The organism is Nostoc sp. WHI, assembly GCF_015714725.1.
In the GTDB taxonomy this organism is placed as follows: domain Bacteria; phylum Cyanobacteriota; class Cyanobacteriia; order Cyanobacteriales; family Nostocaceae; genus Nostoc.
On sequence record NZ_WBKM01000282.1, the window covers coordinates 34,787 to 43,027 of the forward strand.

4 protein-coding genes, 1 other RNA gene and 2 pseudogenes are annotated in these 8,241 nt (G+C 39.7%); 3 read left to right on the forward strand and 4 right to left on the reverse strand.

Going from position 1 to position 8,241, the window contains the following annotated elements:
* Nucleotides 1-71 precede the first annotated feature (71 nt).
* Nucleotides 72-2,711: an AAA-like domain-containing protein gene (locus tag F8S12_RS28820; RefSeq protein WP_196519691.1), complete on the forward strand. Its 2,640-nt coding sequence runs from the start codon at nucleotides 72-74 to the stop codon at nucleotides 2,709-2,711.
* Nucleotides 2,712-2,763: 52 nt separating this feature from the next.
* Here F8S12_RS28820 and F8S12_RS28825 read toward each other — a convergent pair whose 3' ends face one another.
* From F8S12_RS28825 to F8S12_RS28835, 3 genes are all read right to left on the reverse strand, one after another.
* Entirely contained in the window at nucleotides 2,764-3,078 is a 315-nt protein-coding gene (locus F8S12_RS28825) for a hypothetical protein (RefSeq protein WP_196519692.1), read from the reverse strand.
* Nucleotides 3,079-3,396: 318 nt separating this feature from the next.
* Nucleotides 3,397-3,789, reverse strand: a transfer-messenger RNA (tmRNA) gene (gene ssrA / locus F8S12_RS28830).
* Nucleotides 3,790-3,871: 82 nt separating this feature from the next.
* The gene (locus F8S12_RS28835; protein WP_196519693.1) at nucleotides 3,872-5,998 is read right to left on the reverse strand and encodes a tetratricopeptide repeat protein; all 2,127 of its coding nucleotides are present in this window, start codon (nucleotides 5,996-5,998) and stop codon (nucleotides 3,872-3,874) included.
* Between the two features lie 479 nt (nucleotides 5,999-6,477).
* On the opposite strand from F8S12_RS28835, the gene F8S12_RS28840 reads away from it, so the two are divergent.
* A complete protein-coding gene (locus tag F8S12_RS28840; protein ID WP_196519694.1) occupies nucleotides 6,478-7,029 on the forward strand; it encodes a DUF2231 domain-containing protein in 552 nt (183 codons plus the stop codon).
* Between the two features lie 19 nt (nucleotides 7,030-7,048).
* Here F8S12_RS28840 and F8S12_RS28845 read toward each other — a convergent pair.
* Nucleotides 7,049-7,954: pseudogene (locus F8S12_RS28845) on the reverse strand (RNA-guided endonuclease InsQ/TnpB family protein); the annotation flags it as partial.
* Between F8S12_RS28845 and F8S12_RS28850 the strand changes: the two are divergent.
* Nucleotides 7,908-8,154: pseudogene (locus F8S12_RS28850) on the forward strand (transposase); the annotation flags it as partial. The pseudogenes F8S12_RS28845 and F8S12_RS28850 sit on opposite strands and share 47 nt — an antisense overlap.
* Between the last annotated feature and the right edge of the window lie 87 nt (nucleotides 8,155-8,241).

Here is an 8,241-nt window from a genome sequence, read left to right on the forward strand (position 1 = left end):
GTGCGGTTAAATAAACAGAGTTTCCCATTACTTCTTTGACTTAGACAAGCAAATAAAATGTTTAGCAGTTTATGAGTGCAGAATCAAATTTAGTTTATCAAGTTGGAGGCAGCTTACCAGTTGATGCCCCTACTTATGTACGTCGTCAAGCAGATGATCAACTTTATCACGCCCTGAAAGCTGGAGAGTTTTGTTATATCTTAAATTCCCGACAGATGGGCAAGTCCAGTTTACGAGTGCAAATAATGCAAAGGCTGCTCAAAGAAGGGATTGCCTGTGCTGCTATTGATATTACTGCGATCGGTACTCAAGAAGTTACCCCACAGCAGTGGTATGGAGGCTTAATTAGAATTCTCGTCGAAGTTTTTGAAATATCAGAAAATTTTAACTTACGAACTTGGTGGCAGAAGCGTGAGTTACTTTCTCCGGTACAGTGTTGGGCTGAATTTATCGAACAAGTATTGCTGAATGAAATCTCTCATAATATAATTATTTTTTTTGATGAAATTGATAGCCTCCTCAGCTTAAAGTTTAAGGATGATTTTTTTGCTGTTATCAGAGCTTTTTATAACAAACGGACGGAAAAGCCAGATTACAAACGTCTGACATTTGTGTTATTGGGAGTAGGGACGCCCTCAGATTTGATTAGCGACAAAAATCGGACACCATTTAATATTGGTAGAGCTATTGAACTCACTGGTTTTGAATTAGATGAAGCAGCAAATTTAGCTAAAGGTTTAGCTAAGGTAGGTAATTCTCAAGCTTTATTAAAAGAGGTTTTGATTTGGACAGGTGGTCAACCTTTTCTCACCCAAAAGTTGTGTAAACTCATCCTGCAAAAATCAGCAGAATTTTTAGATTATCCACAATCCACTGAAGCTGAGTGGGTAGCAAGCCTTGTAAAAAGCCAGATTATAGAAAGCTGGGAAGCTCATGATGAGCCAGAACATTTAAGGACGATACGCGATCGCATTTTTAGCAATGAGCAAGATATTGGACAGCTACTAGGGCTGTATCAGCAAATTTTGCAGCAGGGTGAATTAGCAGCAGACAAAAGTTCTGAACAAATGAAATTGCGGCTGTCGGGGTTAGTAGTCAAACGTCAGGGAAAATTAAGAGTTTATAACCGCATTTATCAAGCAGTTTTTGACCAAAGTTGGGTTGATAAGACATTAACAAATCTGCGACCATATGCAGAGGCGATAACTGCTTGGTTAGATTCTAATTATCAGGATAATTCACAACTTTTACGCGGTAAGGCATTACAGTATGCATGGCAATGGGCTAAAAATAAAAGTTTGAGTGTTCAGGATTATCAGTTTTTAACTGCTAGTCAAGAATTCAACAAACGATCTCAACAGCGATTTGCTATCGGGTTAGTAGCTAGCATCTTATTTGCAATTATTATACTTGTAGGGTTACGGAAAGAGATTACTGAGTTAACTTTCTATTATTATTATTCATCAATAGCTCTAGCAGAGCCGGAAAGATTAAGTACAGGTGAGCGTACTTTTTTCCGTGATATAGATACAAATTTTGATCTATTAATTGGAAATGAGGCTTTCAAGAAAAAAGAGTATTCAACAGCTATTAATTCGTTTCAAAAAGCTATAGAAGCTAATCGCAACGATCCAGAAGTGTGGATTTACTATAATAATGCACTCGCCAATAAACAAGGAAATCCTCTAACTCTAGCAGTTGTAATACCTGTAAATGCCAGAAAAGCAGTTGCTCAAGAAATATTACGAGGAGTAGCGCAAGCACAGAATAGTTTCAATGAAGAACGTGTAAAAACAAATACTCGGTTATTGCAGATTGTAATTGCCAATGATGATACCGAGCGAATCCAAGCTACAAAAGTTGCCCGAAGCCTAATTAGAGATACAAATGTTTTGGGGGTAATTGGACATTATAGTAGCAGTGCTAGTTTATCAGCATTACCAGAGTATGAAAAAGTTGGTTTAGCTATGATATCTCCCACTAGCAGTAGTAGCTATTTAAAAGGTAAAGTTTTTTTCAGAACAGTTACTATCGATAAACTGCTTGTTGAACAGCTAGCAAAATATGCTGTTAATCATAACGTAAAACGAGCTATGATTTTCTATCAACCTGAGGAAACATATAGTAAAAGCTTAACAAGTGCTTTGGAAAGTCTTTTGAAGGATAAAAAAGTAATTGTCCAAAAAGTAGATTTGACCGATCCTAAACTAGATGTAAATGACAAAGTTTTACTCAGTGAATTAAAGGAAGCCGATGCACTTATCTTGTTCCCCAATGTAGATATAATTCCTGTCGCTATTCAAATTGCCCGTTCACGAAACACTCAGACAAACCTCCAAAAAAAGCTGCTGCTGGTATCACCTACTTTTTATAGTTCAGATACTTTAAAAGCAGGTGGAGCAGCTTTAGAAAACATGGTTGTACCTGTCCCCTGGTTTGCAGGTACACCAGATGCAAAAGAATTTGCAGATAAAGCAAAAGATATGTGGGGCGGGCAGGTTAGTTGGCGCACCGCTACTACTTATAATGCAACTCAGGCTTTCATTGAAGCTCTATCTGCATCTGACACACCTTCTCGCTCAACCGTGCTGAAAAAACTTCAATCTATGAATATTAAAGGTAAGGAACCAGTTCTTGTGAAAGTAGTTAAAAATAAAAGTTGTTCTACAGGGATCGAATTTTGCTTTGAACTGGTTGATTCAGGGAAATAAGCGATCGCACTCAGTGAGTAAACTAAGAATGCGATCGCTTAAAATATTCACTTTAATATTCTTTGGTTGGCGTAGGCGCTAAAAGTCCTGCCAAGCCACCTAGAGCACCCGTCCCAAGCCCAATCAGGATTTCGGGAATTTTCTTATCATTGGCTTGCAGCCAGACTGTACCGCCAATACAAGATACTAAAGTTAATGCCAGTGCGCCGACGACAATCCGGTAAATCCAGCGATCTGTTTGCAGGGGAGTTCCCACATAAGAAACTTGCTTTGTTAGTTCAGTAATTGATGGTACTGCTGTGGTTTCTGAAAGTTGGGTTGTTTGAACGTTATCTGATTCAATGCTAATAAGAATATTCTGTCTCATGGCGTCAGGTTCCTTTAATTTTGAGTTTTAAATTCATTCCTTTCTTGTTAATTCCATTAAACCTTAGCGCTAACTGAGATTAGAACTGACAAACTTCAGCGACAAAAGACTTTTTACTGGCTTATAAATGACTTAAAATTTTTATATTTACAGGACTTACGCAAACAATAGCCGAAGCCTTGATTTTCAGGTAGGGGCAATTCATGAATTGCCCCTACAGCGTGTAGTTTTGCGTAAGTCCTAATTTAGTTGTGTTTACACAGCAAAAACAAAATCCACCTGGATATCAAATTACCAGGTGGACTTGTTAACTATTTTTAGTGGATCCGAGCAGAGTCGAACTGCTGTCCAAATTGGGTATTGACCCCCCGCTCATTCACAGGTTTAGCCTTTCTGACCCTCAAGGCGGGAATCGTTCATTATCCCGAACGTAGGATGCTCTGATTTAATCTTAGCTAGCAAGCCAACCAGAGAACGCTTACTAGAGCATCCGTTGGGGTTTGGTCTTCAGTCCTTAACGGAGTCAAACCGAAGACGCTCGAACCTATAAGAGGCGTTTTTTAGGCAGCTACTAGAGCGTCCTTACGAGCAAAGTTAACGATGTTGTTCGCATTTACTTTTTTTTCGAGCCTTTGATTTCCGAGAGGAGACTCACTCTCGACCTGAATCACAGAGTAGCGTTCGCCAACCTGTCGAAACCGTGACGGACCCATACACTTCAATTATAATACAGGATTTTTGAAATGTGTGATCAGACAAAAAGTTTTTGGATAAAATCAAACTTGACAGGCTACTAGGGTGTTGTCTGTGGTGGATTGGTGGAATTAGGAAATGGCAGGATTGGCACAATTACAGGCTTTGATTTTTCGGCTTGCAGTTGACTTTGGGCTTGGTTGAGGGCGTCTATCGCTTGTTGGTAATTAGCCTTGTATTTTATTGCTTGATCGTAAGATGCGATCGCATCTTGATAGCGTTTCAAATTTAATAAGGCATTACCTCTGCTATACCAGCTTTCGGAATGGTTTGCTTTATAACGAACTGCCTTATTATAAGATGCGATCGCATCTTCGTATTTTTGCAAAATGTATTGTGAATTTCCCAGATTATACCAAACTTGATAGTCGTTTCGCTTAATTGTTGCTGCTTTATTATAAGAGCCTACTGCTTCTTCATAGCGTTGGCTTTGATGCAGCGACCAACCCAGATTATACCACGCTTGATAATTACCAGGATTGTATTTAATTACTTGATTAAAAGATTTAATTGCTTCGGGATAGCGTTGTAAATTTATCAGTATATTACCTCTTGATAACCAAGCTTGATGATAATTTGGCTGGTATTGCACCGCTTTATCATAAGCTATAACCGCATCTCCATAACGTTGCAAATTGACTAGCACATTTCCCCGATTATACCAAGCTTGTTCGTAGTCTGGTTTTAACTCAACGACTTTTTCATAGGCTGCGATCGCTTCTTCATATCGTTTAGAATTTTGTAAGGCTAATCCTTTTTTGTACCAAGCTTCGTAATTATCTGGTTTCAATTCAATCGCTTTTTCATAAGATTTAATTGCTTGGTCATATTGGTTTAAATTACTGAAAACTTCACCTTTAGCATTCCAGACTTCCGAGTTTTTATCATTTAATTCTAAGGCTTTGTCAAAAGAGGCGATCGCTTCTTGATATCGCTGTAATTTTCCCAATACAAAGCCTCGTCCGCTCCAAGCTTCAAAATAATCTGGCTGAATTTGAATTCCTCTATCATAAGCTGCTAGTGCTTCTTTGTATTTTTTTAACTCATATAGCGTTTTGCCTTGACCATTCCATCCTTGAGCGTAATCTGGTCTAATATTAACTGCTTTTTCATACACTGCTAGCGCGTCTTGATAACGTTGCAAATCAAAAAGCGTATTTCCTTGTTTGGATAACTCTATGGCATTATTGGAATTAATGTAATTAAAAATAAATATTGTTCCAATTCCGCTAACAGTAATTAAAAATATCGCTAATAAAAATTTGACCAATATACCTTTTTTAGGTCGAGGTTTATTTATATTCTTTGGTGGAGGAGGAGTTAACGCTATTGTCTGAGCGGGTGGTTGTGTTAACTCTTTCAAGGCTTGTAATGCTACCGTTGCCGAAGGATAGCGTTGCCGAAAGTCATAGCACACCATTTTATCTAAAAATTGAGCGAATTCTGGCGTTACAGTGGCTTGATTCTGCCAGATAATTTCATTAGTATCAGCATCTTTAACTATTTCCTCTGGTGATAATCCAGTGAGGGCTTGAATAGCAATTATTCCCACAGCATAGATATCACTGCTTAATTTAGGTGTACCATGAGCTTGTTCACCAGGAATATATCCAGGCGTACCTATAGCAACGGTAGCAATAGTTTGACCTTGGGGAGTAATCAATTGAGTAGTAATTTGTTTAACTGCACCAAAATCAATTAAGATTAATTTGCCATCTGGGTGGCGTCTGAGGATATTTCGGGGATTAACATCACGGTGAATTACATTCTGTTGATGGACAAATTCTAAGATAGTTAAAAGTTCTTGTAAAAGTGAAATTACCTGGTCTTGACTTAAGGTTTTACCTGGTGTTAATTCTTGACTCAGGTCATGACCTTCGATCAATTCCTGTACGAGATAGAATTCGGCGTTTTCTTCAAAGTAAGCTAAAAGTTGGGGAATGCGATCGTGAGTTCCTAATTTATACAGAACTTGTGCTTCCGTATCAAATAAACGCCTAGCTGTCTCCAAAGTTAGTGGATCACTTGCTTGAGGCTTAAGTTTCTTAACGACACATTGAGGTGAACCGGGTAATTGCGTATCACAAGCAACAAAAGTTTCACCAAAACCCCCACCTCCCAAGTTACTAATAATTTGGTATCTTCCAACAAGGGTGTTTCCCAGCATCTTGTTTGCCTAGTTAAGTGCGATACGATCTGATTTCAATCTTGCCACACGTTAAGCGGGACAGGGGGGCAGGAGGGAATGAAACAGCCCTGCACTTTTTATATGGCGATCGCTTGCGTTGGATCTCTGCTGAAAGCGATAAAGTTTTTATCATAAATTTTGTAGTTCTACTTTTGGATAGACAACATTTAAGTTTTTACTCCATCGCTAGATAGATAAATTTCTAATGCTAGTTTATTAAATTAACTTGGGGGTATTCTAAAGCAAGAGTTATTTAACAATGCCAGACAGTGCTGGATTAGGATAACAGGCGTTGAATAAAGCGGCAGAAATAGGATTATCTAGCCATAAAAGGAATAAGCCTACAAGTTAGTCAACTAGAAGTAGAACTAGACAAATTAACTCTGCAAGCTGAATCTTACGTTGAATAAATTTCTTCTGCTTAAAAATAGGATGCTAGTAAATTCAGGATACTAATAATGGAAACCACAGAAACAACACAAACAACTTCAACACCGTTCCCAAATATCCCACCACTTATTGAAAGTAACGACAGTGAGTATCTTGATAGCGGCGTACCAAGCACAGTTGCGATCGCAGGACATCCCCTACACCCTTTAAGTGTGATCTTTCCGATCGCCTTTTTAGCCGCCGCCTTAGGAAGCGATTTTGGCTACTGGTTAACAAAAGATTTCTTCTGGGCGAGGGCTTCCCTTTGGTTAATCGGACTCGGATTAGCTGGAGGCCTCCTCGCAGCAGCGATCGGACTGAGCGACTTTTTGAAAATTGAACGAGTCCGCAAGCACACCGCCGGTTGGGCGCATTTGATACTTAATATTTCTCTCCTAGTTTTAACAGTCGTCAACTTCCTCCTGCGCTTGGGTGACGCTGAATCCCGAATACTACCTTGGGGACTAGTTCTGTCACTCATTGTTGGTACCCTAACTAGTCTTTCCGGCTGGTTTGGCGCTGAACTCTCCTATCGTCACAAAATTGGTGTAGTGGGTGCTGGTAGTAGAAGATATCCATAACGAATTGACACTCCCCGCACTAAAGTGACGGGGATTCTTGGTTCCCTGACTCGCCATAAGAGGGCAGGCTTGCGCCAACTGCCCAAGAGGGCAAATCTCCCCAAGCGTAGCTTCCGGTGTGTCCCACCGTAGTTAATCCAAGTTTCAGAATATTGATGCTGGCGTTCACGTCCCTGTCTTCTACAAAGTCGCAATGAGGACAAACATGAGTCCTTGTAGATAGAGACTTCTTGACCTTTTGACCACAGTTAGAACAATTTTGACTAGTATTATGGGGAGGCACAGCAACCGTTACCTTCCCATATTTGTGTCCAAAATATTCTAACCATTGACGAAAAGTTGACCATCCAGCGTCAGATATTGATTTGGCTAGATGTCGGTTCTTGACCATGCCTTTCACATTCAAATCTTCATAGGCTACCAAATCGTTAGATTGGATGACGGAATACGCTAATCGAATGCAATATTCTTTTCGCTGCCTACTTACTCTTAAATGCTTACGCGCATACCTTCTTCGTGCTTTGTAGTAGTTGGCTGATTGTGGCTTTTTATCAATATTTTTAGACAAATCGTACTTCTTGGACTTCTTGCGATTAGCGCGGTTCAACTGTTTCTCAGACTTGCGGTAAAACTGGGGCGATGGTTCAACGTTGCCAATATTATCAGCAATGAAATACTTTAATCCCAAGTCAATACCTATCACTTGACCAGTAGGTTGAGTAACAAAAGTTTGGTCAACACTTATCGCAAATTGAGCGTAATACCCGTCAGCGCGACGCACTAAACGGACACGCTTAATCTGCTTAATGTCGTAGTGGTTAAGGTCATAAGTCCCTTTTAACTTCAAGGTTCCTATACCTTTCTTGTCTGAAAAAGTTATGGCTTTGCGAGTAGCAGAAAGCTTCCATCCAGTTGTTTTATATTCAGCTCAAAAAAGAGAGTTTAGACACTATGTAGGAGGATTATTGGGAGAAAGTGAGAGAAAAAACTTATTTCAGCTCGCAGAGAATGCTATAGGGGTGACTTACCACCGATTACACCACTTTTTAACCCAAGCACCTTGCTTGGTCTACTTCCCAGGTAAACGAACGGCGCTTGGAGATCATTGACAGGAGGCTTGAGACGTAGGTGGGCAAGCAAACCTTTGAACACCTTTACTGAAGCCTTAGAAGCCTTTAGAACGGCTATGTCTTATCGATTTTTCGATTGGTT

Coding starts and splice junctions, on each gene's coding strand:
- F8S12_RS28840 (WP_196519694.1), top strand. CDS start 6,478: ATGGAAACCACAGAAACAACACAAACAACTTCAACACCGTTCCCAAAT.
- F8S12_RS28835 (WP_196519693.1), bottom strand. CDS start 5,998: ATGCTGGGAAACACCCTTGTTGGAAGATACCAAATTATTAGTAACTTG.
- F8S12_RS28820 (WP_196519691.1), top strand. CDS start 72: ATGAGTGCAGAATCAAATTTAGTTTATCAAGTTGGAGGCAGCTTACCA.
- F8S12_RS28825 (WP_196519692.1), bottom strand. CDS start 3,078: ATGAGACAGAATATTCTTATTAGCATTGAATCAGATAACGTTCAAACA.